22 protein-coding genes are annotated in these 26,513 nt (G+C 74.4%); 10 read left to right on the forward strand and 12 right to left on the reverse strand.

Annotated features, from left to right (window positions below):
* Positions 1–139: 139 nt before the first annotated feature.
* Genes PU704_RS07405 through PU704_RS07415 form a run of 3 tightly spaced genes read left to right on the forward strand, consistent with a single transcriptional unit; the run spans position 140 to position 5,140 of the window.
* Entirely contained in the window at positions 140–3,757 is a 3,618-nt protein-coding gene (locus PU704_RS07405) for a TM0106 family RecB-like putative nuclease (protein WP_277550858.1), read from the forward strand.
* A complete protein-coding gene (locus PU704_RS07410) occupies positions 3,754–4,425 on the forward strand; it encodes a hypothetical protein (RefSeq protein WP_139318406.1) in 672 nt (223 codons plus the stop codon). The genes PU704_RS07405 and PU704_RS07410 overlap by 4 nt, the downstream gene beginning before the upstream one ends.
* A 52-nt stretch (positions 4,426–4,477) precedes the next feature.
* Positions 4,478–5,140 carry a hypothetical protein gene (locus PU704_RS07415; RefSeq protein ID WP_075871191.1) on the forward strand — a complete coding sequence of 221 codons (663 nt, stop codon included), beginning with the start codon at positions 4,478–4,480 and terminating at the stop codon, positions 5,138–5,140.
* On the opposite strand, the gene PU704_RS07420 is transcribed toward PU704_RS07415, so the two are convergent.
* The 4 genes from PU704_RS07420 to PU704_RS07435 are packed head-to-tail and all read right to left on the reverse strand — an operon-like array spanning position 5,098 to position 8,756.
* Positions 5,098–6,078, reverse strand: coding sequence for a glycine betaine ABC transporter substrate-binding protein (locus tag PU704_RS07420; protein WP_075871190.1), 981 nt, complete (start codon positions 6,076–6,078; stop codon positions 5,098–5,100). The two genes, PU704_RS07415 and PU704_RS07420, sit on opposite strands and share 43 nt — an antisense overlap.
* Positions 6,075–6,887, reverse strand: a complete 813-nt coding sequence (locus tag PU704_RS07425) for an ABC transporter permease (protein WP_380113640.1) — start codon at positions 6,885–6,887, stop codon at positions 6,075–6,077. Before PU704_RS07425 ends, PU704_RS07420 begins: the two co-directional genes overlap by 4 nt.
* Positions 6,884–8,122 carry an ABC transporter ATP-binding protein gene (locus PU704_RS07430; protein ID WP_277550859.1) on the reverse strand — a complete coding sequence of 413 codons (1,239 nt, stop codon included), beginning with the start codon at positions 8,120–8,122 and terminating at the stop codon, positions 6,884–6,886. The genes PU704_RS07425 and PU704_RS07430 overlap by 4 nt, the downstream gene beginning before the upstream one ends.
* Entirely contained in the window at positions 8,115–8,756 is a 642-nt protein-coding gene (locus PU704_RS07435; protein ID WP_047801549.1) for an ABC transporter permease, read from the reverse strand. The genes PU704_RS07430 and PU704_RS07435 overlap by 8 nt, the downstream gene beginning before the upstream one ends.
* Positions 8,757–8,901: 145 nt before the next feature.
* On the opposite strand from PU704_RS07435, the gene PU704_RS07440 reads away from it, so the two are divergent.
* Positions 8,902–10,326 carry a dihydrolipoyl dehydrogenase family protein gene (locus tag PU704_RS07440; RefSeq protein WP_277550860.1) on the forward strand — a complete coding sequence of 475 codons (1,425 nt, stop codon included), beginning with the start codon at positions 8,902–8,904 and terminating at the stop codon, positions 10,324–10,326.
* A gap of 10 nt (positions 10,327–10,336) precedes the next feature.
* Here the strand turns inward: PU704_RS07440 and PU704_RS07445 are convergent, their stop codons facing one another.
* Together PU704_RS07445 and serS are read right to left on the reverse strand one after the other, a co-directional pair.
* Positions 10,337–11,335 carry an HAD family hydrolase gene (locus PU704_RS07445; RefSeq protein WP_047801551.1) on the reverse strand — a complete coding sequence of 333 codons (999 nt, stop codon included), beginning with the start codon at positions 11,333–11,335 and terminating at the stop codon, positions 10,337–10,339.
* Between the two features lie 74 nt (positions 11,336–11,409).
* The gene (gene serS / locus PU704_RS07450) at positions 11,410–12,714 is read right to left on the reverse strand and encodes a serine--tRNA ligase (RefSeq protein ID WP_047801552.1); all 1,305 of its coding nucleotides are present in this window, start codon (positions 12,712–12,714) and stop codon (positions 11,410–11,412) included.
* A 164-nt stretch (positions 12,715–12,878) separates the two neighbouring features.
* On the opposite strand from serS, the gene PU704_RS07455 reads away from it, so the two are divergent.
* Complete coding sequence (locus tag PU704_RS07455) at positions 12,879–13,820, forward strand: diacylglycerol/lipid kinase family protein (protein ID WP_047801553.1); 942 nt, start codon at positions 12,879–12,881, stop codon at positions 13,818–13,820.
* A gap of 81 nt (positions 13,821–13,901) precedes the next feature.
* Here PU704_RS07455 and PU704_RS07460 read toward each other — a convergent pair whose 3' ends face one another.
* From PU704_RS07460 to PU704_RS07475, 4 genes are all read right to left on the reverse strand, one after another.
* The gene (locus PU704_RS07460) at positions 13,902–14,219 is read right to left on the reverse strand and encodes a hypothetical protein (protein WP_047801554.1); all 318 of its coding nucleotides are present in this window, start codon (positions 14,217–14,219) and stop codon (positions 13,902–13,904) included.
* Positions 14,220–14,362: 143 nt separating this feature from the next.
* The gene (gene pheA, locus PU704_RS07465) at positions 14,363–15,334 is read right to left on the reverse strand and encodes a prephenate dehydratase (RefSeq protein WP_277550861.1); all 972 of its coding nucleotides are present in this window, start codon (positions 15,332–15,334) and stop codon (positions 14,363–14,365) included.
* Positions 15,331–15,666: a rhodanese-like domain-containing protein gene (locus PU704_RS07470; protein ID WP_047801556.1), complete on the reverse strand. Its 336-nt coding sequence runs from the start codon at positions 15,664–15,666 to the stop codon at positions 15,331–15,333. Before PU704_RS07470 ends, pheA begins: the two co-directional genes overlap by 4 nt.
* A 164-nt stretch (positions 15,667–15,830) precedes the next feature.
* On the reverse strand, positions 15,831–17,249 hold the full coding sequence (locus PU704_RS07475) for an NAD-dependent succinate-semialdehyde dehydrogenase (RefSeq protein ID WP_047801557.1): 1,419 nt from the start codon (positions 17,247–17,249) through the stop codon (positions 15,831–15,833).
* 206 nt (positions 17,250–17,455) lie between these two features.
* Here PU704_RS07475 and PU704_RS07480 point away from each other — a divergent pair, with 206 nt between their 5' ends.
* The 3 genes from PU704_RS07480 (at position 17,456) to gabT (ending at position 22,252) form a co-directional block, all read left to right on the forward strand.
* Positions 17,456–18,931, forward strand: a complete 1,476-nt coding sequence (locus PU704_RS07480; RefSeq protein ID WP_075871186.1) for an APC family permease — start codon at positions 17,456–17,458, stop codon at positions 18,929–18,931.
* A gap of 339 nt (positions 18,932–19,270) precedes the next feature.
* Positions 19,271–20,809, forward strand: coding sequence for an NAD-dependent succinate-semialdehyde dehydrogenase (locus PU704_RS07485; protein ID WP_277550864.1), 1,539 nt, complete (start codon positions 19,271–19,273; stop codon positions 20,807–20,809).
* A gap of 87 nt (positions 20,810–20,896) precedes the next feature.
* Complete coding sequence (gabT, locus tag PU704_RS07490) at positions 20,897–22,252, forward strand: 4-aminobutyrate--2-oxoglutarate transaminase (RefSeq protein WP_277550865.1); 1,356 nt, start codon at positions 20,897–20,899, stop codon at positions 22,250–22,252.
* Between the two features lie 105 nt (positions 22,253–22,357).
* Here gabT and PU704_RS07495 read toward each other — a convergent pair whose 3' ends face one another.
* The gene (locus tag PU704_RS07495; protein WP_277550866.1) at positions 22,358–22,783 is read right to left on the reverse strand and encodes a hypothetical protein; all 426 of its coding nucleotides are present in this window, start codon (positions 22,781–22,783) and stop codon (positions 22,358–22,360) included.
* 132 nt (positions 22,784–22,915) lie between these two features.
* Here PU704_RS07495 and PU704_RS07500 point away from each other — a divergent pair, with 132 nt between their 5' ends.
* Complete coding sequence (locus PU704_RS07500) at positions 22,916–24,400, forward strand: amidase (RefSeq protein WP_277550867.1); 1,485 nt, start codon at positions 22,916–22,918, stop codon at positions 24,398–24,400.
* 119 nt (positions 24,401–24,519) lie between these two features.
* On the opposite strand, the gene PU704_RS07505 is transcribed toward PU704_RS07500, so the two are convergent.
* On the reverse strand, positions 24,520–24,678 hold the full coding sequence (locus PU704_RS07505; RefSeq protein ID WP_158041167.1) for a hypothetical protein: 159 nt from the start codon (positions 24,676–24,678) through the stop codon (positions 24,520–24,522).
* 189 nt (positions 24,679–24,867) lie between these two features.
* On the opposite strand from PU704_RS07505, the gene pgm reads away from it, so the two are divergent.
* The gene (gene pgm, locus PU704_RS07510; RefSeq protein ID WP_047802429.1) at positions 24,868–26,502 is read left to right on the forward strand and encodes a phosphoglucomutase (alpha-D-glucose-1,6-bisphosphate-dependent); all 1,635 of its coding nucleotides are present in this window, start codon (positions 24,868–24,870) and stop codon (positions 26,500–26,502) included.
* Positions 26,503–26,513 lie beyond the last annotated feature (11 nt).

Raw genomic sequence — 26,513 nt, forward strand, 5'->3', positions numbered from 1 at the left:
CTCCGCCGCCGCCGGGAGTCGGCCGGCAGGTCCGAGGACCTGCCGGCCGATCCCGGTCCGCCCCGTCCTACGCCGTCCGGCGCCTGTGGTTCGATGGTCCCGGACCCGGGACGGCCCCGGTCCCGTCGGAAGGATGCGCATGTTCCTGCTGGGCCCCGAGGCGGACCTCGTCTTCTCCGCGAGCGACCTGGTGCGCGCGGCCGAGTGCCCGTTCGCGAGCCTGAGCGTCCTGGACGAGCTGCTCGGCCGGGCGCCGCGGCGCCCGGAGGAGCGCGACGCGATGCGCACCCGCACGGCCGCCCTGGGCGACGCCCACGAGCACCGGGTCCTCGCCGCCCACCGGACGGCGTTCGGCCCCTGGGACCCGGCCACGGGCCGCGGGGTCTACGAGGTCGAGCCGGTCCGCGGTGCGGACCGGGCCGGGCTGGCGGCCAAGCACGCGGAGTCCCTGGCCGCCCTCCGCGCCGGGGCGGACGTCGTCTTCCAGGCCTCCTTCTTCGACGGCGGCTTCCACGGCCGCGCCGACTTCCTCGTCCGCCGCCCGGACGGCGCCTACGCCGTCCACGACACCAAGCTCGCCCGGCACGCCAAGGTCACCGCCCTGCTCCAGCTCGCCGCCTACGCCGACCAGCTCGAGCGGGCGGGAGCACCCGTGGCGCCGGAGGTCACGCTGGTCCTGGGCGACCAGCGGGAGGCCGTCTTCCCCGTCGCCGAGCACCTGGCCGTCTACCAGGAGCGCCGGGAGCGCTTCGTGGCCGCCGCCGCCGCCCACCGGGCGCGCACCGGCCCCGTCCGGTGGCACGACGACCGTGTGGGCCGCTGCGGGCGCTGCGGGCACTGCGCGCGGGCCGTCGCCGAGCACCGGGACCTGCTGCTGACCGCCGGCATGTCCGTGCGGATGCGCCGCACGCTGCGGGAACGGCACGGGGTGCGCACCGTCGACGAGCTCGCCGGGCTCGAGGACCCGCGGCTGCCGGCCGCGGTCCGCCGGCTGCGGGACCAGGCCGCGATGCAGACGGGCCGCGGCGGCGAGGACGGGGCCGCCGAGTGGGTGAAGGACGGGCGGACCCACCGCACGGCCTACCGGGTCACCAGCACGGAGCCGCTGCGGCGGCTGCCCGCCCCGAACGCCGGGGACGTATTCTTCGACTTCGAGGGCGACCCCCTGTGGCAGGACCCCGAGGACCCGGCGTCCTGGGGGCTCGAGTACCTCTTCGGGGTGGTCGAACAGCCCGCCGCCCCGGGCGCCGAGCCCGTCTTCCGGCCGTTCTGGGCCCACTCGCGGGACCAGGAGCGCACCGCGCTGCGGGAGTTCCTGGACTACGTGGCCGAGCGCCGGGAGCGCTTCCCCGGGATGCACGTCTACCACTACGCCGACTACGAGAAGGCGGCCCTGCGCCGGCTCTCCCTGGTCCACGCCGTGGGCGAGGACGCCGTGGACCGGCTGCTGCGCGAGAACGTCCTGGTGGACCTCTACGACACGGTGCGGGGAAGCCTGCGGCTGTCCGAGAACTCCTACTCCATCAAGAAGCTGGAGCCGCTGTACATGGGCCGGCACCTGCGCACCGGGGACGTGGTGGACGCCGGGGCGTCGGTGGTGGCCTACGCCGACTCCTGCGCCGCCCGGGACGCCGGACAGGCGGAGGAGGCGGACCGGATCCTGGCGGGCATCGCCGACTACAACGCCTACGACTGTCTCTCGACCCTGCGGCTGCGGGACTGGCTGCTCGGCCTGGCCGGGATCTCCGCCGACCCCGCGGGGCACCGGCCCGCCCCGGTCCCGGCCGAGCCCGCCGAGGAGCTGCCCGGGACCGCGATGACGGACGCGGAGCAGCGGCTGCGCGAGTTCCTGGACCGCCCGGGGGCCGCCGACGGGCTCGGGCCCCGGCAGCGCACCGCCGTGGCGATGGTCGCCTCCGCCACCGGCTACCACCGCCGTGAGCGCAAGCAGTACTGGTGGTCCCACTTCGACCGCCTGGAGGGCCCGGTCGAGGACTGGGAGGACACCCGCGACGTGTTCGTGGTGCAGCGGGCGGAGGTGCTCGAGGACTGGGCGAAGGACCCGGCCAAGCGCGCCGGCGCCGCGCCCACCCGCCTGCTGCGCCTCGCGGGCCGGTTCGGCGAGGGCTCCACGCTCCGGCCGGGGGCCACCGGGCTGTTCCTGGTCTACGGCCCGCCCGTTCCCGCCCACCTCGCCGAGGAGGCCGCCGGACGCGGCAGCGGCCGGGCCGGGGACTGGACCGCCGCGCTGGAGGAGCTCGACGAGCGCGAGGACGGCACGGCGGTGCTCACCGTCCGGGAGCGGCTGCGCACGCCCCGCGGCGCCGCCGCCCCCGAGCCCTGGGCCGAGCTGCCCCTGGCGCTGACCCCGGAGCGGCCGATCGCCACCGCCTCCCTCGAGGAGTCGCTGCAGACGCTGGCCGCCCGCACCGCCGACGCCCTGCCGGAGCTGCCCGAGCTGCCGGGGCTGGGGCTGCTCCTGCGCGAGCCGCCGCGCCCGGCCGGCGGCGGGCCCCTGCCCGTCCCGGGACCCGGCGGCACGATCGACGCCGTGGTCCAGGCCCTGCGCGCGCTGGACCGCAGCTTCCTCGCCGTCCAGGGACCTCCGGGCAGCGGCAAGACGTTCCTCGGCTCCCACGTCATCGGCCGGCTGGTGGAGGCCGGGTGGCGGATCGGCGTGGTCGCCCAGTCCCACGCGGTCGTGGAGAACCTGCTGGGCGGGGTGATCGCGAAGGGCGGCGTGCCCGCCGAGCGCGTCGGCAAGAAGGCGCCGGCCGGGCGCCCCACGTCCGGTCAGGGGCCCTGGCGGACGCTCGCGGGCCGGGACCTCGCCGCGTTCCTCGCCGAGGGCGGCGCCGTGGTCGGCGGCACGGCGTGGGACTTCTCCAACGCCGCGTACCTCGAGGACGAGGCCCTGGACCTGCTCGTGGTCGACGAGGCCGGGCAGTACTCGCTCGCCAACACCCTGGCCGTGTCCCGGGCCGCGCGCCGGCTGCTGCTGCTCGGGGACCCCCAGCAGCTGCCGCAGGTCTCGCAGGGCACCCATCCCCTGCCCGTCGACGAGTCGGCGCTCGGCTGGCTCTCCCACGGGTCCCCCACGCTGCCGGCGGAGTACGGCTACTTCCTGGACCGCACCTGGCGGATGCACCCCGAGCTGTGCGAGCCGGTCTCCGAGCTCTCCTACGCCGGGCGGCTGGGCTCCGCACCGGCCGCGTCCCGGCGGGAGCTCAGCGGTGTGGCCCCGGGCCTGCGCACCTGCTACGTCGAGCACACCGGCAACCGCACGGCCTCCCCCGAGGAGGCCCGGCAGGTCGTGGCGCTGGCCCGGGAGTTCGTGGGCACCCCCTGGCGTGCCGGTCCGGACGCCGCGCCCGTGGCGCTGACCCCCGCGGACGTGCTCGTGGTGGCGGCCTACAACGCCCAGGTCGAGCTCGTGGCCCAGGAGCTGCGCGCGGCCGGGCTGCGGGACGAGGAGGGCGGAGGGGTCCGGGTGGGCACCGTCGACCGCTTCCAGGGGCAGGAGGCCCCCGTGGTCATCGTGTCCATGGCCGCCTCGTCCGCCGAGGGCCACCGGGGCATGGAGTTCCTGCTGTCCCCCCACCGGCTCAACGTGGCGGTCTCCCGCGGGCAGTGGTGCGCCGTGCTCGTGCGCTCCCCCGCCCTGACGGACTACCTGCCCGCCACCCCGGAGGGCCTGCAGCTGCTGGGCCGGTTCACCCGGCTGTGCCGCCGCGGAGCGGGCCCGGGGTCGCCGTGAGCGGCGAGCGCTCGGTGCGCGTGCCCTACGTCCTGCACTTCGAGAGCCGGACGGTGGTGCTCGGGGAGCCGGCCCACCTCGAGGAGCTCGACGCCCTGCTGCGGGGCGCGGGGGTGGCCACCCGCCCCACCTACTGGCACGGGATGCAGCGGGACGACCCGGGAGCGGCCCTGAACAGCGTGGGCACCGACCTCACCGCGGAGCACTTCTGGGACCGGGTCGACGCCGGGGCCTTCGCCGCCGCGCGCTGGCCCGTGGACCTGGACGGCCCGCTCTACCTGCCCGCCCCGCCGTGGTGGGTGCAGCGGGCCCGGGCGTGGGAGTACGACCCCGTGGCGCCGGCCCTGGGCGCGGCCGAACCCGGCGGCTGGCTGCGCGTGCCCGGCTGGGCCGGCACCGAGAACAACGACGCCGGGGGGCCGGTGGGGCTGCTGCAGCTCACCGACCCGGCGTCCTTCTGGGTGCTCGCCTCCGACGCCGACCTCACGGAGGTCGCCGCCACGGCCAAGGAGCTCGCCCGGTTCCGGCAGGGCTTCGACCGGCTCACGGCCTACTTCGACCCCGACGACCGGATCGGCTGCCTGCGCCTGCCCCTGATCTGCCGGGAGCCGCTGGAGGACGAGCTGCTCGCCCGGGGCGTGGACATCGAGCCGCGGTTCTGGGAGTGAGCCCCGGCCGCGCCGCCGGGACCGGGCTCCCGCGGTGACCGATACTGGGAGCGTGTACGTCGTGAGCCTGGACCAGCGCCACCGCGAGGCAGGGGACCTCGCGCCGGCGCTGCTGCGCCGGCTCGGGGACCTCGGGACCGTGGTGCCCTTCCAGGGCGCCCGGGCGCACGCGGTGCAGGGCATCACCGCGGACCCGGCCGAGGCGGTGGCCGCGGCCCTGGCCGGGCTGCGCGGCGAGGCGTGGCGCGTGGGGATCGGAGTGGGCCCGGTCGGGCTCGAGACCGTCACCGGCGCCGACGGGCGGACGGGCCTGCGCGCCGACGGTCCCGGGACGGTGCAGGCCCACCACGCCGCCGCGGCGGCCGCCCGGACGGGGCGGGTCCCGGTGTGCGTGGCCGCGGAGGACGCCGCGGCCGCGGCCCGGGCCCAGTCCGTGCTGCGGCTGCTGGGGCGGATCGTGGCCCAGCGCACGGCGGCGGAGTGGCGCGTCGTGGACCTCCTCGTCCCCGGGGCGCGCGGCCAGCAGAAGGTCGTGGCCGGGGAGCTGGGCATCACCCCGCAGGCCGTCTCCAAGGCGGTGGCGCGCGCCCTGTGGCAGGAGGAGTGGGACGCCCGCCCCGCCGCGGCGCGGCTGCTCGAGCTGTGCGCACCGCCCGGAGCCGGCCCGGGGGCTCAGGCCTCGACGATGAACCCCTCGGAGAGCATCCACTCGTAGGCGACGTCGGCCGGGTCCCGCCCCTCGACGTCCACCTGCCGGTTGAGCTCCTGCATCACGTCGTCGGTCAGCGCCTGGGAGATCGGCTCCAGGACCTCTTCCAAGGCCGGGAACTCCTGCAGCAGCTCCGTGTTGAACACCGGGGCGGCGTTGTAGGCCGGGAAGAACTGCCGGTCGTCCTCGAGGACGGTCAGGTCCAGGGCGGGGATGCGGCCGTCGGTCGAGAACACCTCCCCGAAGTTGCACTCGCCGCTGTCCGTGGCCGAGTAGATCGCCCCGGTGTCGTAGATGCCGATGTTGTCCTCCGGCACCTCGCTGCCGCGGTCGAGGCCGTAGTGGGCGAGCAGCGGGGTCAGCCCGTCGCTGCGGGAGTTGAACTCCGCCTCGACGCAGAACGTGCGCTCGGCCACCGGCAGCTCCGCGATGTCCGAGACCGTCTCCAGCCCGTTGGCCTCGGCGTACTCCGTGCGCACGGCCATGGCGTAGGTGTTGTTGAGCGCGGCCGGGGCCCCCCAGGTCAGCCCGTTGCCCAGGTCCTCGTCGTGCACGGCCTGCCACTGCTCCTGCTGGTCCGGGATGCCCTGCTCGTGGCCGAGGTAGGTGAGCCACGCCGTGCCGGTGTACTCGAGGGTCAGGTCGGCGTCCCCGGACAGCATGAGCTCGCGCACCGGCTGGGAGCCGGGCACGTTGGTGAGGTCCTCGGTCTCGAAGCCGGCGGCCTCCACGGCCAGCACAGCGATCTTGCCGAGGATCAGCTGCTCGGTGAAGTTCTTGGACGTCACCTTCACCTCGGTCCCCTCGGCGCCCTCGACGGGCTGGATGGAGCCGGGCTCGGCGGCGGGCACGTAGGCGGTGGAGGGCTCCAGCCCGCAGCCGGCCAGCAGCAGCGCGGCGCCGGAGAGCAGCAGGGCGGCGCCCGCGGGGCGTGGGGTTCTCATCGCAGTCCCTTCGGGCGCGCGACGTGCTCCACGACGCGGCCGATCCAGTCGATGGTCAGCGCGAGCAGCGCCACGAGGATCGAGCCGGCGACGAGCACCCGCACGAGGTCGAGGTTGACGCCCGTGGTGATCAGCAGCCCCAGTCCACCGCCGTTGACGAAGGTGGCCAGGGTGGCGGTGCCGACCACCAGGATCAGCGCGGTCCGCACCCCGGCCAGCATGACCGGCACCGCCAGCGGCAGCTCGACGCGGAGCAGGACCGCGAGCGCGCTCATGCCCATGCCGCGGCCGGCCTCCACGAGGCTGCGGTCGACGCCGTCGAGGCCGACCATGGTGTTCTTGAGCACGGGCAGGGTCGCGTAGACGATCAGGGCGACCACGGAGGCCTGGAAGCCGAAGCCCAGCCAGAACGCGAACAGCACGATCAGCCCCACGGCCGGGGCGGCCTGGCCGATGTTCGCCACGGCGATCACCGGGCCGGTGAGGAAGCGCAGCGGCGCGCGGGTGAGGAGGATCCCCACCGGCACGGCCACCAGCAGCACCACCACGGTGGCCACCACGGTCAGCTGCAGGTGCTGCACCGTGAGGTCCCACAGCGCCCCGGGGCGCAGGGTCACCGCCTCGGTCTCCGTCAGCTCCGCGGTGGACAGCCACAGCGCCAGCAGGCCCAGCGCCGCGAGGATCGCCACGGGCTGCAGGAGCATCCCGCGCCAGGTTCGCCGGTCGACGTCGGCGGAGGCGTCCGGGGCCGCCGGGCCGTCCTGGGGCCCGGGGCCGGCCGCCGCGGGCCGTTCCGTCTGCGTGCTCATCGGTCCCCACCGCCGGGACCGGCCGGGCTCACGGCGGGCATCTCCCCCGTGTTGTGCCCCAGCGGCGCCTCCTCCGGGTCCACGGCGCGGCGGGCCTCCGTGATGGCGGCCATGACGGTCTCCACGTAGATGACGCCCTCGAAGCGGTCCCGGGGCCCGACCACGAGGGCCGCTCCGGTGCTCGAGACGAGCATCGTGTCCAGCGCGTCGTTGAGCGTGGCACCGGTGCCGACCAGCGGCAGCCGTTCGTTGCGGTCGCCGGGGACCGTGCTGAAGCGCTCCAGCTGGCGGCGGGCGGGCCAGGACAGCGGGCGGTCCCGGTCGTCGAGGACCACGACGTCCCGGGTGCCGGCCTGCTCGCCGCGGGCGAGCACCGTCTGCACGTCCTCGCCGGGCCGGGCGGTCACGGCGGGGACGAGGTCCACCTCCCGGACCCGGGTGAGGGTCAGCTGCTTGAGCCCGGCGCCCGTGCCGATGAAGTCCTCCACGAACTCGTCGGCGGGCTCGGCCAGGATCCGCTCGGGGGCGTCGTACTGGACCACCCGGGCGCCCTCGTCGAAGACCGCGATCCAGTCGCCCAGCTTCACGGCCTCGTCGAAGTCGTGGGTGACGCACACGATGGTCTTCTGCAGCTCGTGCTGGATGTTGATGAGCTCGTCCTGCAGGCGCTGCCGGGTGATGGGGTCCACGGCGCCGAAGGGCTCGTCCATGAGCAGCACCGGCGGGTCCGCGGCCAGCGCGCGCGCCACTCCCACGCGCTGCTGCTGCCCGCCCGAGAGCTCCCGGGGATAGCGGTCCCGGTACACGGCCGGGTCGAGGGAGACGAGCTCGAGCAGCTCGTCCACGCGGGCGGCGATGCGGGCCCGGTCCCAGCCGAGCATCTTCGGGACCATGCCGATGTTGGTGGCCACGCTCATGTGCGGGAAGAGCCCGCCGGCCTGGATGACGTAGCCGATGCCGCGGCGCAGCTCGTCGCCGTTCATCGAGGTGACGTCCTGGCCGTCGATCACGATCCGGCCCTCGGAGGGCTCGATGAGCCGGTTGATCATCTTCAGGGTGGTGGTCTTGCCGCACCCGGAGGGTCCCACGAGCATCACGGTGCTGCCCGCGGGGATCTCCAGGGTCAGCCCGTCCACGGCGGCCCTGGCCTGCCCGGGGTACCGCTTGGAGACGTTCTCCAGCAGGATGCGGGCTCCGGTGACGGAGGGGGCGGTGCGGGGGGCGGAGTCAGACACGGATACCTCGCGATGTGGTGAGTCGGCCGAGCAGCACGAGCAGCCCGTCCAGGATGAGGGCGACGACGACGACCGCCACGACGCCGGTGAGGACCGAGGCCAGGGAGTTGGCGCCGCCGAGCCGGGACAGGCCGGAGAAGATGAAGCCGCCCAGACCCGGGCCGAGGACGTAGGCGGCGATGGCGGCCACGCCCATCACCATCTGGGCGGAGATCCGCATGCCGGCCTGGATGACCGGCCAGGCCATCGGCAGCTCGACCCGCAGGAACGTGGCGCCACGGCTCATGCCCAGACCGCGGGCGGCCTCGACGGTGGCCGGCGGGACACCGGCCAGGCCGACCACCGCGTTGCGCAGGACCGGCAGGACGGCGAAGAAGGTGACGACGACGACCGCGGGCAGCACCCCGAAGCCCAGCGGGGCGATGAGCAGGCCGATGAGGGCGAAGGAGGGGATGGTCAGACCCACGGCGGAGACGTTGTTGGCCACGGTGGTGAGCCGGGGCGAGCGGTAGCACAGGGCCGCCAGCGCCACCGCGAGGACCGTGGCCAGCACCAGGCACTGGACCACCAGGGAGAAGTGCTGCCAGCTGGCGAAGAGGATCTGCTCCCACCGGTCGGACACGTAATCGAGCACGGTACGCCTTTCGGCTTGTCGGCGATGACGTGGTCACCCGGTCTGCCGAAAACCCTATCACCAGGGCCTCCCCCGGGCGTGGCCCGGGTCACTCCCGGGGGCGGAGCCGGTTGTCCGGTGCCCCCGCCGTTGGCAGACTCGGGGGATGACACGGACCCCGGAGACGTACGACGTGGTGGTGATCGGCGGCGGGCCGGTCGGCGAGAACGCGGCCGGCCGCGTGGTGCGGGGCGGGCTGAGCGCCGCGCTCGTGGAGGCGCAGCTCGTGGGCGGGGAGTGCTCCTACTGGGCCTGCGTCCCCTCCAAGGCGCTGCTCCGCCCGGGCGCCGCGGTCGAGGCCGCCCGGGGGGTGGCCGGGGCCGCGCAGGCCGTCACCGGGCGCCCGGACGCGGCCGCGGCGCTGCGCCGCCGGGACGCCTTCGCCGCGCACTGGGACGACTCGGGCCAGGCCGAGTGGCTCGCCGGAGCCGGCGTGGAGCTGCTCCGGGGACGGGCGCGGCTGACCGGGCCGCGGCAGGTCGAGGTGACCGCCGGGGACGGGGGCGTGCGCCGGCTCGCGGCCCGCCACGCCGTGGTGCTGGCCACGGGCTCGCGCCCGGTCGTGCCTCCGGTGCCGGGGCTGGCGGACGCGCCGTTCTGGGGCACGCGGGAGGCCACCGCCGCCCGGGAGGTCCCCGGCTCCCTCGCGGTGCTCGGCGGCGGGGTGTCCGGCACGGAGCTGGCGCAGGCCTTCGCCCGGCTGGGCTCCCGGGTCACCGTGGTCGCCCGCAGCCGGCTGCTGGGCGCGTTCCCGCAGCCGGCCGCACGGCTGGTGGCCGACGCGCTGGAGGCCGAGGGGGTCACCGTCCTCGAGGGACGGGGCACGGACCGGGTCCGGCACGGCGAGGACGGCATCGAGCTCGTCCTCGACGACGGCGGGACGGTCTGCGCGGAGCGGCTGCTCGTGAGCACCGGGCGGCGCCCCGCCCTGGACGGCCTCGGGCTCGAGGAGCTCGGCCTGGACCCCGCGGAGCTGCAGGTGGACGCCTCCGGGCGGGTGGCCGGACCGCAGGAGCAGTGGCTGTACGCGGCGGGGGACGCCGCGGGCGGCCCGCTGCTGACCCACCAGGGCAAGTACGAGGCGCGCGCCGTGGGGGACGCCGTCGTGGCCCGCGCCGCCGGGCGGCTCGGGGACTCCGTTCCCGCGTGGTCGCGGTACGCGTCCACCGCCGACGCCTGCGCCGTGCCGCAGGTGGTGTTCACCGATCCCGCGGTGGCCTCCGTGGGCCGTTCCGCGGAGCAGGCCCGCGCGGACGGGCTGGAGGTGGACGTCGTGGAGCACGACATCGACGTGGCGGGGGCCTCCCTGCACCGGGACGGCTACCGCGGCTGGGCCCGCCTCGTGGTGGACCGGCGCCGCCGCACGATCGTCGGAGCGTTCTTCGCGGGCCCGGACGTGGCGGAGCTGCTCCACGCGGCGACCGTGGCCGTGGCCGGCGAGGTTCCAGTGGAGCGGCTGTGGCACGCGGTGCCCGTCTTCCCCACGATCAGCGAGGTGTGGCTGCGCCTGCTCGAGGAGTACGGCCTGTGAGCCGCACGCCTCACAGCAGGGAGCGCAGGATCCGGGCGACGCCGTCCTCGTAGACGGTGTGGGTGACCTCGTGGCAGGCGGCGGCGACCTCGTCCGGGGCCTGGCCCATGGCGACGCCGCGGGCGGCCCAGTCGAGCATCTCGATGTCGTTGCGGCCGTCGCCGACCGCCACCGTGTGGGAGGGGTCCACGCCGAGCCGGCGGCGGACCTGCTCCAGGGCGCTGGCCTTGGAGACGCCGTTGGCGGCGATGTCCAGCCAGGCGCTCCAGCCCACCGAGTAGGTGACCCCGTGCAGGCCGGCCTCGTCGATGGCCAGGGCGAACTCCTCCGGGGTGTGCTCGGTGCTGTAGACGACCATGCGCACGGCCTGCATCTGGGCGAGCTGGTGCAGGTCCACGCCCACGGCCTCGATGCCGAAGGAGGCGTCCTGGAAGCGCTCCGTGGAGTAGAAGGACCCGTCCTCGGTCTCGAGGGCGAACTTCGCCGTGGGCAGGCGCTGCTCGAGGGCCTCGAGGGCCTGGCCGGGGTCGAAGGAGACGCACTCGAGCACGCGGTGGTAGTCGGGCAGCCCCGGGTCCAGCTCGAGGGTCATGCCGCCGTTGGAGCACACGGCGTAGCCGCGCTCCTGGCCGATGAGCTCGACCACGGGCAGGGTCGCCCCCTTGGAGCGGCCGGTCGAGATGACCACGTGGTGGCCGGCCCGGAGCACGGCGCGGGCCGCGTCGCGCACCGCCGGGGACATGTGCCCGTCGTGGTCCACGAGGGTGCCGTCGACGTCGAGGGCCACGAGGTAGCGGACCCCCGCCTCCTTCTTCCACCCGTTGGAGCGGGGCGGCTGGACCTTGAGCGGGACGCGGACGTCCGCGGCCGAGCGCGTGGGGGCGGTGGTGCCGCCGGTGTCGCCGAGGTCCTCCGAGTGTTCGACCTTCAGCGGGACGGTGGAGTTGATGCTGATCAGTTCGTGCTGGTCCTCGGTGCCAGCCGTCTTTTCTTTCGTCATGCGGGACATGGTGCCACATGACACCGACAGGGTGACCAGCATTTCGGTATGAGATGAATACGGGTCGAACGCGACCCGTCGGTTCAGCGCCGGACGGGGATGGTCTCCTGGCCGCGCAGGTAGGGGCGCAGCGCCTCCGGCACGCGCACGGACCCGTCCGCCTGCTGGTGCGTCTCCAGGATCGCGGCCAGCCAGCGGGTGGTCGCGAGCGTGCCGTTGAGGGTGGCCACCGTGCGGGTGCCGCCCTTGCGGGCCTTGCCGGCGTCGTCCGTGCTGCCGGGCAGCCGCTCGCGCACGTTGAGCCGCCGGGCCTGGTAGGTGGTGCAGTTGGAGGTCGAGGTCAGCTCGCGGTACCGGCCCTGGGTGGGCACCCACGCCTCGCAGTCGAACTTGCGCGCGGCCGAGGCGCCGAGGTCCCCGGCGGCGGTGTCGATCACCCGGTAGGCCAGCTCGCAGCGGGTGAGCATCTCCTCCTCCCAGCCGAGCATCCGCGCGTGCTCGGCCTCGGCGTCCTCCGGGGAGCAGTAGACGAACATCTCCAGCTTGTTGAACTGGTGGACGCGGATGATGCCGCGGGTGTCCTTGCCCCCGGAGCCGGCCTCGCGGCGGTAGCAGGAGGACCAGCCCGCGTAGCGCAGCGGCCCGTCGGCGAGGTCGAGGATCTCGTCCGCGTGGTACCCGGCGAGGGGCACCTCGGAGGTGCCCACCAGGTAGAGCTCGTCCTTGCCCACGTGGTAGATCTCGTCCGAGTGGGCGATGTCGAAGCCCGTGCCGCTCATGATCTCCGGGCGCACGAGGTTGGGCGTGGTCATGGGGACGAAGCCGTTGTCCAGGGCCAGGTCCTGGCCCATGAGCAGCAGGGCGGTCTCGAGCCGGGCGACGTCGCGCTTGAGGAAGTAGAACCGTGCCCCGGAGACCTTGGCGCCGCGCTCCATGTCGATGCCGTCCACCAGCTCGCCGATCTCAAGGTGGTCGCGGGGCTCGAGGCCCTCGGCGGCGAAGTCCCGCGGCTGCCCCACGGTGCGCAGCACGACGTAGTCGTCCTCACCGCCGGTGGGGACGCCGTCGAGGATCAGGTTCTCGACCACGGAGACCAGCTCGTCCTGCCGGGCGCGGGCCGCCTCGGAGGCCGCCTGCGCCTCCTTGACCCGGGCGGCCAGCTCCTTGACCTCGGCCAGCAGCGCCTGCTTCTCCTCGCCCCGGGCGCGGGCCACCTGCTTGCCGAACGCGTTCTGCTCGGCCCGCAGGTTCTCGTACTCGGTGATCAGGTTGCGGCGCGCGACGTCCGCCTCCAGGATCCGGTCGATCAGGGACGAGTCCGCCCCGCGGGCGCGCTGCGAGGCGCGGAAGACGTCGGGGTGCTCACGGAGCTGGTTGATGTCGATCACCCTGACAGGGTACCGAAGACCCGTGCTCGGGCCGGGCGGGGCCGGCGGGTTAGGCTGGAGGACCGCCGCCATCCGCCCGGCGCCCCGGAACGGGCGCGCCGCGCCGTGCGGTCACCGCACGATGCCGCCCACCCCCCAGCACCGCCGAACCGAGGAGTCCTCGCGTGACCGCCACTCCAGTGGGCCCGAAACGGGTCGCCGTCGTCATCAACCCGATCAAGGCCGACGCGGACCTCGCCCGCGACGCCATCATCATCGGCTGCCGCAAGGGCGGGCTGCCGGACCCCGTCTTCTTCGAGACGGAGGAGGACGACCCCGGGTTCTCCATGACCCGCCGGGCGCTGGAGCAGGGCTTCGACCTCGTCCTCGCCGCCGGCGGCGACGGCACCGTGCGGGCCGTCGCGGAGACCCTCGTCGACGGGGACGTCCCGATGGGCCTGCTGCCGCTGGGCACGGGCAACCTCCTGGCCCGCAACCTCGGCGCCGACCTCGGCGACCCGCACCGCAACGTGGACATCGCGCTCTTCGGCGCGGAGCGTGCCATCGACATGGCGACCTTCCGGGTGGAGCTGGCCGACGGAACGGTGCAGGACCACGCCTTCTGCGTGATGGGCGGGGCCGGCTTCGACGCGCAGATCATGACGGACACCAAGGACGAGCTCAAGAAGCTGGTCGGCTGGGCCGCCTACGGGGAGGCCGGGGTCCGGCACCTGTTCGCCCCGCCGCGGTGGGCCCGGTTCCGGATCGACGACGGCGAGTGGCAGAGCCGGCGGGTGCGCTCCGTGATGGCCGCCAACTGCGGGATCCTCACGGCGGGGATGATCCTGGTGCCCCAGGCGAAGATCAACGACGGCGTGCTGGACCTCGTCGTGATGTCCCCGCGCAGCACCCTGGAGTGGGCGCTGATGGCCGCGAAGGTCGTGTTCCGGCAGCGGCGGGACCTGCCCGTGATCGAGTTCTTCGCCGGGAAGAAGGTGCGCGTGGAGTTCCACGAGCCCATCGAGTCCCAGGTGGACGGGGACGGCACGGGACGGATCACCGGCTTCGAGTCCGAGATCCTGCCGGGCGTGCTCTCGGTGCGCGTGCCCCCCTCCCAGGCCGACTGACGCGCGGGCCCGCGGGCCCGCCGGCCCGGCCGGGCGGCCGGCCCGCGCGGCCTGCGGGCTGGTCCAGTCGACCGGGCCGGTTCAGTCGACCGGGTCGGGGCGGCGGCTGAGACCCGCCACGAACGCGCCCATCAGGGCGACCACCGCCCCGCCCACCGCGAGCAGCGGGCCGCGCCCCTGGTCCGGGAACGAGGACACCGGCTCGGGGATGACCCGGGCGGCCGGCACGAGGTCCTCCACCGTCCGCGGGTCGTCGGCGGCAGGGGCCGGAGCGGGCTCGGTGCGGACCACCCCGGAGGTCTCCGGGGTCGCGGCGGCGGCCGGGGGCGCGGCGAGCACGCAGGCCAGCACGGCGGGCGCGGCGGCGAGAGCGAGACGGCGGGCGGCGGGAGCAGGCATGGTGGCACCTCCGGTCGGGCTCGGCACCGACCCGGGGGGTCGATCGACACCGGCTGAAGATCGCGGGAACGGACGTGCCCGCACCACCCATGGTGCATGTATTCGCAATAGCTAACAAGCGGCGGGCGGCGCGGGACGTTCCGTTACGCGGGACCCGCTCCCGCCGCCCCGGGCCTGTGGGCCCCGCGGCCCTGCAGCGCGGCGACCCAGGCGGCGGCCTCGCGGAAGGCGCCGTCGGAGTGGTGCCGCGCCACGGTGGCGAGCTTGTGGTCGGCGCGCGGGTAGGAGCCGAGGAACCGGGTGCTCGGGCAGACCCGGCGCAGGCCCATGAGGGCGTCGGCCACGCGGGCGTCGTGCAGGTGCCCGTCCACGTCGACGCTGAAGAAGTACTCCCCCAGGAAGTTGCCCGTGGGACGGGACTCGATCCGGGAGAGGTTCACCCCGCGGGTGGCGAACTGCTCGAGGATCTCCATCAGTGCCCCGGCCCGGTCCTCCCACAGCGGGATGACCAGCGTGGTGCGGTCCGCGCCGGTGCGCGGCGGCAGGGGCGCGTCCGGGCGGGCCACGAGCACGAAGCGCGTCACCGCGGCCCGGTTGTCCCCGATGTCCTCGGCGAGCACCTCGAGCTCGGGGTGCTGCTCGACGACCACGGGAGAGCACACCGCGGCCTCGAAGCCGGGCTCCGCCGCCGCACCGGGCAGCAGCGACAGGGCCGCCGCGGCCGTGGAGGACGCCGGGACGTAGTCGGCGCCGGGCAGGTGCCCGTCCATCCAGCCGCGCACCTGCGCCCAGGCGTGGGAGTGCGTGGACACGGTGCGGACGTCGGCGAGGGTCGTGCCCGGCGCGGCCACGAGGACGAAGCTGACGGGCACGAGCGCCTCGCGCACGATGCGCAGCTCGCTGCCGGTGGCCACGGCGTCGAGCGTGGCGGTCACCCCGCCCTCCACGGAGTTCTCGATGGGGACCATCGCGGCGTCGACCTCGCCGGCGCGGACGGCCGCGAGCGCGACGGGCACGGAGGACACCGGGCGGCGCTCGGCCTCCCGCGCGCCCTCCACGCCGAGCAGGGCGGCCTCCGTGAAGGTGCCGGCGGGGCCCAGGTAGGCGTATCTCAACGGACGGTCGGCGTCTGGCCCGTCTCGGACACCATGGGCTTCTCGGCGTCCATCCACGCCCCCATGCCGCCCAGGACGTTGACCGGGTCGAAGCCGTACTGCTGGAGGTAGGCCGTGGCCCTCAGCGAGCGGCCGCCGGAGCGGCAGATCACGTAGACGTCCTCGTCCGCGGGCACCTCGCCGTAGCGCTCGGGGAGCTGGCCCAGCGGGATGTGCTGGGCGCCCGCGATGTGCCCGGCCTCCCACTCGGTGTCCTCGCGCACGTCCAGGATGCGCGCGTCCTCGGGGATCTCCTCCACCGAGGCGCTGGGCAGGTTGTCCAGGTTGTCCATCGTGCGGGTCCTCTCGTTGCGGGTGGGTCTGCGCTGACCAGCCTAGTCCGCGGCCGCTGCGGCCGCGGTCCGGAACGGTGCGCCGGCCACGGCCGCAGGACGGCCTCCTGCGGCACGGCGAGAGCCGCCGTGCCGCAGGGGACACGGCGCCGAGGGGCGCCCGCTCAGGGGGAGACGATCTCCTCGTCCTGCAGCGGGAGCTTCTCCTCCCGCCGGGGCGCGTGGATGAGCTTCCTGTTGGCGAACTCCTCGATGCCGAACCGGCCGAGCTCCCGGCCCACGCCGGAGCGCTTGATGCCGCCGAAGGGCAGGTCCGGGGCGGTGCCGGTGACCTCGTTGACGAAGACCATGCCGGACTCGATCCGGGACGCGACCTCCCGGGCCGCGTCCACGTCCGCGGCGAACACCGACCCGCCCAGGCCGAAGGGCGAGGAGTTGGCCAGCTCGACGGCCTCGTCCGCGTCCCGGACCCGGTGCACCACGGCGACGGGCCCGAAGATCTCCTCCTCGTAGGCGCGCATCTGCGGGGTGACGTCCGTCAGGACCGTGGCCTCCATCCAGGCCCCCGGACGGTCGACCGGGGTGCCGCCGGCGCGGACGGTGGCACCCTTCTCGACGGCGTCCTGCAACTGCGCGGCCACGCCGTCGCGGGCCGCGACCGAGGACAGGGGGCCCAGCAGGGTCTTCCGGTCGGTCGGGTCCCCCGGCTCGACCGCGTCCATGGCCTGCGCGAACGCGTCGACGAACCGGTCGTAGGCCTCCTCGACCACGATGAAGCGCTTGGCGGCGGTGCACGCCTGCCCGGTGTTGCCGAGCCGGCCCAGCACGGCGTGCTTGACCGTGTTCTCGAGGTCCTCGGCGTCGAGCACGACGAACGGGTCGGACCCGCCCAGCTCGAGCACGACCTTCTTGAGGTGGCGGCCGGCGAGCTCGGCGACGGCCGACCCGGCGCGCTCGGAGCCCGTGAGGGACACGCCCTGGACGGTCCGGGCGGGGATGACGATCTCGGCGATCTGCTCGTTCGTGGCGAAGACGTTGCGGTAGACGTCCTCGGGGAACCCGGCCTCGCGGAAGAGCTGCTCCTGGACCAGGGCGGCCTGCGGCACGCTGGGCGCATGCTTGAGGACGACGGTGTTGCCGAGCATCAGGTTCGGGGCCGCCAGCCGGGCGACCTGGTAGTACGGGTAGTTCCACGGCATGATGCCGAGGATCGAGCCGGTGGGCTCCAGCACCACCTCGGCGTCCCCGCCCGTGGAGGGCTCGAGCTTCTCCCCGGCCATGAACCGCTCGGCGTTCTCGGCGTAGAACTCGTAGATGCTCGCCACGAGGAGCACCTCGCCCACGGCCTGGCGGGCGGGCTTGCCCATCTCCTCGGTGAGCAGGGCGGCGAGCTCGCGCTTGCGCTCGCGGTAGAGCTCCGCCAGCGCGCGCATGCGCGCGGCGCGCTCCGGCACGGGCGTGCTGCGCCAGCTGCCGAAGGCCCGGTGCGAGCGCTCGACCACCTCCCGGACCTCGGCGTCGGTGGCGGTCGGGAACTCCCGGACGGTCTGCCCGGTGGCGGGATTCACTGTTGCGTAGGTCATGCCCCCGAGCCTATGCGCGGGCTCCCCCCGGCCGCACGGGACCGCGTCCCTGTTCGCCGCGGGCGTCCCCGGGGTCCGGACTTTCAGGTGGCTCACAGAAACGAAACAATGGCTGTGTACGTTGTCCCCCGGCCGCCGGACCTCCGCACGGCCCCTCCCCACCGGACACCCCACCCCGGCGTCCTCGACACGAAGGAATCACGGCCATGAGCAGCAACGAACCCCGGGGCGCGACACCGCTCGCCCCGGACCGCGAGGACCACGGCTTCAAGAAGGTCCTGGGCCGACTCGACGCGATCGGCCTCGGCTTCGGCGCGATGATCGGCTTCGGCTGGGTCATCCTCACCGGGGACTGGCTGGTGGAGGCCGGAACCATGGGCGCCGTGCTCGCCCTCGTGACCGGCGGGCTGATCATGGCCGTGGTCGGCCTGGTCTACGGCGAGCTCGTGGCGGCCATGCCGTACGCGGGCGGTGAGCACAACTACCTGCTGCGCGGCATGGGCGCCCGGTGGGCCTTCATCGGCTCCTGGGCCATCACCGGCGGCTACATCACCATCGTGGCCTTCGAGGCCGTGGCCGTGCCCCGCACGGTGCAGTACATCTTCCCCGGCCTGAGCCAGATCCCGCTGTGGACCGTCGCCGGCTTCGAGGTGAACCTGACCTGGGCCCTGGTCGGGGCGCTGACCGCCGTCCTGATCACCGCGATCAACATCCGGGGCGTCAAGCACGCGTCCACGGTGCAGATCTTCGTGATCCTGTTCCTGCTGATCGTGGGTCTGATGATGCTCTTCGGGGCGTTCACCCGCGGCTCGGTCGCCACCATGGAGCCCTTCTTCACGAGCGGCACCGCCGGCTTCTTCCTCGTGCTCGTCACCGTCCCGTTCCTGTTCGTCGGCTTCGACGTCATCCCGCAGGTCTCCGAGGAGATGCACCTGCCGGCCAAGCAGCTGGGCGGGACCATCATCGTCTCCGTCCTGCTCGCCGCGGCGTGGTACGTCATGGTCGTGCTCACCACGTCCTCGGCGATGTCCGGCGCGGACATCGCCGGCGCGGACATCGCCGTGGCCGACGCCATGGGCGCCATGTTCGGCAGCACCGCCGTCGCCAACCTGCTCATCGCGGGCGGTCTGGCCGGCATCCTCACCTCCTGGAACTCCCTGCTCATGGGCGCGTCCCGCCTGCTGTGGGCGCTCGGCAACTCCCGGATGGTGCCGCGGTGGTTCGGCCGGCTGCACCCCAGGTACGGCACCCCGGCCAACGCCCTGCTGTTCGTGGGCGCCATCTCCTTCGTGGCGCCGTTCTTCGGCGCGGAGATGCTGGGCTGGCTGGTGGACTCCGGCTCCCCGTCGATCGTGATCGCCTATGCCCTGGTCTCGGTGGTCTTCGTGATCCTGCGCCGGCGCGAGCCGGACATGGACCGTCCCTTCAGGATCGGGGGCCGCAGCCACGGCGGCACGGCCATCGGCGTGCTCTCGGTCGTCCTGTGCGTCGGCCTCATCAGCCTGTACCTGCCCGGCATGCCCGCGTTCCTGAGCGCGCCCGCCTGGACGATCTTCGGGCTGTGGTGGCTGCTCGGTCTGGTGTTCCTGCTGCGCATCCCCACCGGGATCCACCCCGGGGTCGACGCCGAGCACCGCCTCGTCGCCGAGGTCGACCGCCGGCGCCCGAGCGCCGGGGCCTGACCGGCACAGCATCCCGGGGCGGCTCGGACGAGGCACCCCGGGATGCTGTGCACTGTGCCCATCGGGGCACAGAAAGTTCAGCACTCCGCCTTTCGGGCGGAGAGCTAGTCTGAGCTCGTCGAGGGGCCACGGGGCCTCCCCGGCAGCCCCCGGCGACCGGCCCGGCACCCGGTGCGGCGTTCCGGGGGGACACCGGGGCCCGTCACGGTCGCCCGGGGACTCGTACCATGGACGAGCGGGCCCAGTGCTGTCGCCCGCCCGTCCGACCACCCCGTTGACGCACCGAGCAGGCACCGGCCCCGGTGCCCGGGGCGTGCGTCGAGATAGAGAGGCTGATTCATGAGCATCACGGACCAGACGGCCACGGCCGCTCCCATCCAGGACCGCATCTCCGCGCTGCTGGCCAAGACCCCCACCGGGCTGCTGATCGACGGCCAGTGGCGGGAGGCCTCCGACGGGGGCACCTTCGAGGTGGAGAACCCCGCCACCGGCGAGGTGCTCGCCACCATGGCCTCGGCCACCCGCGAGGACGCCGCCGCCGCCATGGACGCCGCCGCGGCCGCCCAGGAGTCCTGGGCCCGCACCCCCGCCCGGGTCCGCTCGGAGATCCTGCGCCGGGCCTTCGACCTCGTCCAGGAGCGCGCGGAGGACCTGGCGCTGCTGATGACCCTGGAGATGGGCAAGCCCGTCGCCGAGGCCATGGGCGAGGTGAAGTACGGGGGTGAGTTCCTGCGCTGGTTCTCCGAGGAGGCCGTGCGCGACTACGGCCGCTACGTCCAGGCACCCGAGGGCACCCTGCGGATGCTGGTGACCCGCAAGCCGGTGGGCCCGTGCCTGCTGATCACCCCGTGGAACTTCCCGCTGGCCATGGCCACCCGCAAGGTCGCCCCTGCCGTGGCCGCCGGCTGCACCATGGTGCTCAAGCCGGCCCGGCTGACCCCGCTGACCTCCCAGTACTTCGCGCAGATCATGATCGACGCCGGGATCCCGGCCGGGGTGCTCAACGTGGTCTCCTCCAAGTCCGCCTCGGACGTCTCCGAGCCGATCATGGCCGATGCGCGCCTGCGCAAGGTCTCCTTCACCGGCTCCACCCCGGTGGGCAAGCAGCTGATGAAGGCCGCCACCGACAACGTGCTGCGCACCTCCATGGAGCTCGGCGGCAACGGCCCGCTGATCGTCTTCGAGGACGCCGACATCGACAAGGCCGTGACCGGGGCGATGGCCGCGAAGATGCGCAACATGGGCGAGGCCTGCACCGCGGCCAACCGGCTGCTCGTGCACGAGGACGTCGCCGAGGAGTTCATCGCCAAGCTGGCCGAGAAGATGGCCGCGCTCACCGTCGGGCCCGGCGTGGACGAGGGCGTGAGCGTCGGCCCGCTCGTGGAGGCCAAGGCCAGGGACTCCGTGGAGGAGTTCGTCGCCGATGCCGTCGAGCGCGGGGCGAAGGTCGTGGTCGGGGGCTCCCGCGTGGAGGGGCCCGGCTACTTCTTCCAGCCCACCCTGCTGCGCGACGTGCCCAAGGACGCGAGGGCGGTGTGCGAGGAGATCTTCGGCCCCGTCGCCCCGGTGGTGACCTTCGCCGACGAGGACGAGGCGGTGGCCCTGGCCAACGCCACCGAGTACGGGCTGGCCTCCTACGTGTTCACCGAGAACATCTCCCGCGGCCTGCGCATCGGCGACCGCATCGAGTTCGGCCTGATGGGCCTCAACGTCGGGGTGATCTCCAACGCCGCGGCCCCCTTCGGCGGAGTCAAGCAGTCCGGCCTGGGCCGGGAGGGCGGGGCCGAGGGCATCGCCGAGTACACCACCACCCAGTACATCGGCGTGGAGAACCCCTGGGCCGACGTCCCCAACCCCGGCACCGGCACCCCCGCCTGACCTCCGTCCCCGGACGGTCCGCCCCACCCCGGTGCGGTCGCCGCGCTCCCGCGGCGACCGCACCCCGTTCCCGAAAGGACGTCTCCCATGACCGAGACCCTGCCCGACATCCAGTACCGGCTGGAGCAGGTCCGCCGCATCGAGGGCACCCTGCCCGGCCCCCGCTCCGGGGAGCTGTCCGCCCGCCGGCAGGAGGCCGTCGCCTCCGGCGTCGCCTCCAGCGTGCCCGCCTACGCGGCGGACGTGGACGGCGGGATCGTGCTCGACGTCGACGGCAACCAGCTCGTCGACCTCGGCTCCGGCATCGCCGTGACCACCGTGGGCGCCTCCGCCCCCGCCGTGGTCGCCCGGGTCAAGGAGGCCGTGGAGCACTTCACGCACACCTGCTTCATGGTCACCCCCTACGAGGGCTACGTGGCCGTCGCGGAGAAGCTCGCCGAGCTCACCCCGGGCGACTTCCCCAAGAAGGCCGCGCTCTTCAACTCCGGTTCCGAGGCCGTCGAGAACGCCGTGAAGATCGCCCGGGTGCACACCGGCCGCCAGGCGGTCGTCGTCTTCGACCACGCCTACCACGGCCGCACCAATATGACCCTGGCGATGACCGCCAAGGTCATGCCCTACAAGCAGGGCTTCGGCCCGTTCGCCGGCGAGGTCTACCGCGTGCCGGTCTCCTACCCCTTCCGCGACCCGGAGGGCATGACGGGCGCCGAGGCCGCCCGCCGCGCTCTGCTCCAGGTGGAGAAGCAGGTGGGCGCGGGCAACGTGGCCGCCGTCGTGATCGAGCCCATCCAGGGTGAGGGCGGCTTCATCGTGCCCGCCGAGGGGTTCCTGCCGGCGCTGTCCCAGTGGTGCACCGACAACGGCGCCGTGTTCGTCGTCGACGAGGTCCAGGCCGGCGTGGCCCGCACGGGCAAGTGGTTCGCGGTGGACCACGAGGACGTGGTGCCCGACCTGATCACCGTGGCCAAGGGCGTGGCCGGCGGCATGCCGCTGTCCGGCGTCGTCGGCCGCGCCGAGATCATGGACTCCGTGCACGCCGGCGGCCTCGGCGGCACCTACGGCGGCAATCCCGTGGCCTGCGCCGCCGCCCTGGGGGCGCTGGAGACCATCGAGGAGTGGGACCTCATCGCCCGTGCCCGCCGGATCGAGGAGATCATCCGCGAGGAGCTCACCCCGGTGGCCGAGGAGACCGGCATCGTCGGGGAGATCCGCGGCCGCGGCGGCATGATGGCGCTCGAGTTCGTGCTGCCCGGCGGCAAGGAGCCGGACGCGGACGCCGCCAAGGCCATCGCCGCGGAGTGCCTGGCGCAGGGCGTCATCATCCTGACCTGCGGAACCTTCGGCAACATCGTGCGCCTGCTGCCCCCGCTGGTCATCGGCGAGGACCTGCTACGCGACGGCCTGCGCGTGTTCGCCGACGCCATCCGCCACGCGGCGCAGTAGTCCCCGCCGCGCACCGCCACGAGGGGCCGTCGCCCGCCGGAGCCGCCGCCGCGCTCCGGCGGGCGACGGCCCCTCGTGCTCGTCGCCGGTCGGCACCGGATTCGGTCAGCCGGAGCAGCGCTCCTGCAGGGCCCGGGCCTCCCGGGCGACGCTGAGCATGGACCGTTCGCCCTGCCGGTACTCGTCGACGGCCTGGCGGACCGAGGCGATCTGCCCGGAGAGCTCGGGCGGCGCGGTGGCGGCGAGGTCCTCGACCTCGGCGAGCAGCCCGGCCGGGTCCTCCTGCAGCCGCTCCGGGGCGGTGCGGGCCGCCTCCAGCACCCGGGCGCAGGTCTCCTCCACGGTGCTGACCGAGGCCCGGTCCGAGGCGCCGCCGGAGGCCCGGGCCGACGCGCTGCCGGAGGCCGACGGCGCCGGGGCGCCGGGCTCGGCCTCGCGCTCGAAGAGGGAGCAGCCGGTCAGGGCCAGGAGCAGGGCGGACGCCGCCGCGGCACGGGCCGCGGCGGAACGGGGCGGGCGGGAGGTCGGCACGGGGCCCTCCTGTGCGGATCGGGGACCGCGGTCGCGGTCCGGGCGCCCTCACCCTACTAGCCTGGGCACCACGCCCCACAGTGTGTCCCGGACCGCCGTCCCCGGACCGCCGTGGCCGAGACAGGAGCCGCCGTGACCGGGATCGGGGACCTCACCGCCGTGCAGCTGCGGGACGCGCTCGCGCGCGGGGAGCTGAGCGCCACGGAGACCACGGAGTTCTTCCTCGCCCGGATCGAGGAGCGCAATCCGCAGCTGGGCGCGTTCGTGCACGTGGCGCACGGACCGGCGCTCGCACGGGCCCGCGCCCTCGACGCCCTGCCCGCCGGTGCGCCCCGCGGGCCGCTGCACGGGGTGCCGCTCGCGGTGAAGGACCTGCACGACGTCGCCGGCATGCCCACCGGCTACGGCTCCGCGGCCGTGGCGGACCCGGGGACCGGGGCGGCGGCGGCCGCCGAGGACGACGACCTCGTGGCCGTGCTCACGGCCTCCGGCGCCGTGTGCCTGGGCAAGACCCAGGTCCCCGAGTTCGGCCTCAACTGCTACTCCGAGAACCTCGTGGCCCCGCCCGCGCGGAACCCGCACGATCCCACCACCGGCGCCGGCGGATCCTCCGGCGGCCAGGCCGCTGCCGTGGCGGCCGGCATGCTCCCCCTGGCCCCGGGCTCCGACGGCGGGGGCTCCGTGCGCATCCCGGCGGCGGCGTGCGGTCTGGTGGGCCTGAAGCCCAACCGCGGGCGGGTGCCCACCGCCGACGCGCAGTCGGACGCCGCGCAGCTCGTGGTCAACGGACCCATCGCCCGCACCGCGGAGGACGCGGCCCTGCTGCTGGACGTGCTCTGCGCCCCGGCCCGCGGACCGGCCCACGGCAACGTGGTGCACCGGGCGGTGGCCGCCGCACCGCAGTCATCCTTCCTCGAGAGCGTGCGGGCCGCCCGCCGGGGGGACCTGCCCTGGGGCGGGCGGCCGCTGCGGATCGGGGTGAGCACCGCCTCGCCGTTCGACACCGTTCACGACATCAAGGTCTCCCCCGAGGCGCGGGCCGCCCTCGACGCGGGGGTCGCCCGACTGCGGGCGGCCGGGCACGAGGTCGGCGAGGCCTCGATCGGCTACGACCCCGAGTATCCCGGGGCATTCTTCGACGTCTGGACCACCTCGATGGGCACCGCGCCCCTGGACCACGAACAGGCGCAGCGGCTGACCGGCCTGGCGGCGGCGTTCCGCGCCCGCGCCCTGCGCCGCTCGGCCGTCGAGCTCGCGCGCGCCGTGGGCACGCTGCGCCGGATCGAACAGGACGTGATCCGGGCGTACGGGGCCTGGGACATGGTGCTCACGCCCGCGCTCGCCATGACGCCGCGGCCCCTGGGCTGGTACTGGGCCGGGCACGACCAGGAGGACCCCGCCGGCGCGGACCAGGACTACAGGCGTCAGTGCCAGTACACGCCGTGGACCTCCGTGGTGAACGTGGTGGGCCTGCCCGCGGTGACCGTCCCGACGCTGTGGACCAGCCCGGCGGTCGGCGGGCCGGTCGTCCCGATGGGGGTCCAGCTCATCGGCCGCCCCAGCGCGGAGGCGCAGCTGCTCGCCGTCGTCGCGCAGCTCGAGGACGCCCCGCACTGAGTCGCCCGGCCCCCGGACGCGGCCCCGGCCCACCGCGCCCGCACCCGCGGCGGACCTGCCGCACGCGAGCGCCCGCCGGCCGTGGCACGGCCGGCGGGCGCGCTGGGTCCGCGGCGGGCTCAGGCGTCCGGTGTGGTGGCCGCCTCGGGGTCCTCCTCCGGCTCGAAGCCGGTCCGGTCCTCGTCGGTGGTCAGCCCGATGCCCTGCTCGTTGTCGGGGACGGTGCCCTCCGGGCCCTTGCCCGAGTCCTCGTTCGTCTCGTCGGGTGCTTCGCTCATGCTGCCGGCCTCCTTGCTGGGTCGTGTCGCTGGGTCGTGCGCTCGCTGGTGCCCTCATCCTGTCCCACCGGCCCCGATTCCTCCAGGTCTCCCGCGCGCGCCTCGCGCAGAGCGGAATCGGCGAAACCTGGCGACGTGATCGCGTGCCAGCCTCCGCGCGCCGCGGAGGCTGGCGGTAGGTTGGGCGGCATGACCAATCGTGCGGGCACCGTCGCCCAACCCAGTGACCTCGTCGACCTCGGCAAGCTCCTCGACGCCTACACGGACGTCGTGCCGGACCCGTCCGACCCGGACCAGCGCGTGGCCTTCGGCACGTCCGGGCACCGGGGCTCGTCCCTGAAGGGCTCGTTCAACGAGCAGCACATCGCCGCGATCACGCAGGCGATCGTGGAGTACCGCGCCGGCCAGCGGATCACCGGGCCCCTGTTCATGGGCAAGGACACCCACGCGCTCTCCGGGCCCGCCCAGGACACCGCGCTCGAGGTGCTGGCCGCCAACGACGTGACCGTCCTGCTGGACTCCCGCGACGGCTACGTGCCCACCCCGGCGCTGTCCCACGCGATCCTCACCCACAACAGCGGCCGGGTCGAGGGCATGGCCGACGGCATCGTCATCACCCCCTCGCACAACCCGCCCTCCGACGGCGGCTTCAAGTACAACCCGCCCAACGGCGGCCCCGCCGACACCGACGCCACCGAGTGGATCGCCCGGCGCGCCAACCAGTTCCTGGAGAACGGCATGGCGGGGGTCCGCAGGGTGCCCCTGGCGCAGGCCCGTGCGGCGGGGACCACCGGCGGCTACGACTTCCTCGAGGAGTACGTGCGGACGCTGCCGGAGGTCATCGACCTCGGCGTGATCCGGGACTCCGGCCTGCACATCGGCGCCGATCCCATGGGCTCCGCCTCCGTGGCCTACTGGGGCGAGATCGCCCAGCGCTTCGGGCTGAACATGACGGTGGTCAACCCGTCGGTGGATCCGCAGTGGGCGTTCATGACCCTGGACTGGGACGAGAAGATCCGGATGGACTGCTCCTCGCCCTCGGCCATGGCCTCCCTCATCGGCGCCCGGGACAAGTACGACATCGCGACCGGCAACGACGCCGACACGGACCGCCACGGCATCGTGACCCCGGACGCCGGCCTGATGAACCCGAACCACTACCTCGCCGTGGCGATCGACTACCTCTTCCGGCACCGCACCGGGTGGTCCCCGGAGGCCGGGGTCGGCAAGACCCTGGTGTCCTCCTCGATCATCGACCGGGTCGCGGCCTCCCTGGGCCGCGAGCTCGTGGAGGTGCCGGTCGGCTTCAAGTGGTTCGTGCCCGGGCTGATGGAGGGCTCGATCGGCTTCGGCGGCGAGGAGTCCGCCGGCGCCTCCTTCCTGCGCACGGACGGCTCCGTGTGGTCCACGGACAAGGACGGGATCATCCTCGCGCTGCTGGCCTCGGAGATCACGGCCCGGACCGGGAAGACCCCGTCCCAGCGCTACGCCGAGCTCACGGCGGACTTCGGCGCGCCCGTCTACCAGCGCATCGACGCGCCCGCGACCCGCGAGCAGAAGGCCGCGCTGAAGCAGCTCTCCCCCGCCCAGGTGGAGGCCGACACCCTGGCCGGGGAGCAGATCACCGCCAAGCTCACCAACGCCCCCGGCAACGGCGCGGCGATCGGGGGACTGAAGGTCACCACCAAGAACGCGTGGTTCGCGGCGCGCCCGTCCGGCACCGAGGACGTCTACAAGATCTACGCGGAGTCCTTCCTCGGCGAGGAGCACCTGGCGCAGGTGCAGCAGGAGGCCAAGGCCCTGGTGGACGACGTCATCTCCTGAGGCGGCCCCGG

It is taken from the genome of Kocuria oceani (assembly GCF_029524215.1).
Taxonomy (GTDB): Bacteria; Actinomycetota; Actinomycetes; order Actinomycetales; family Micrococcaceae; genus Kocuria; species Kocuria oceani.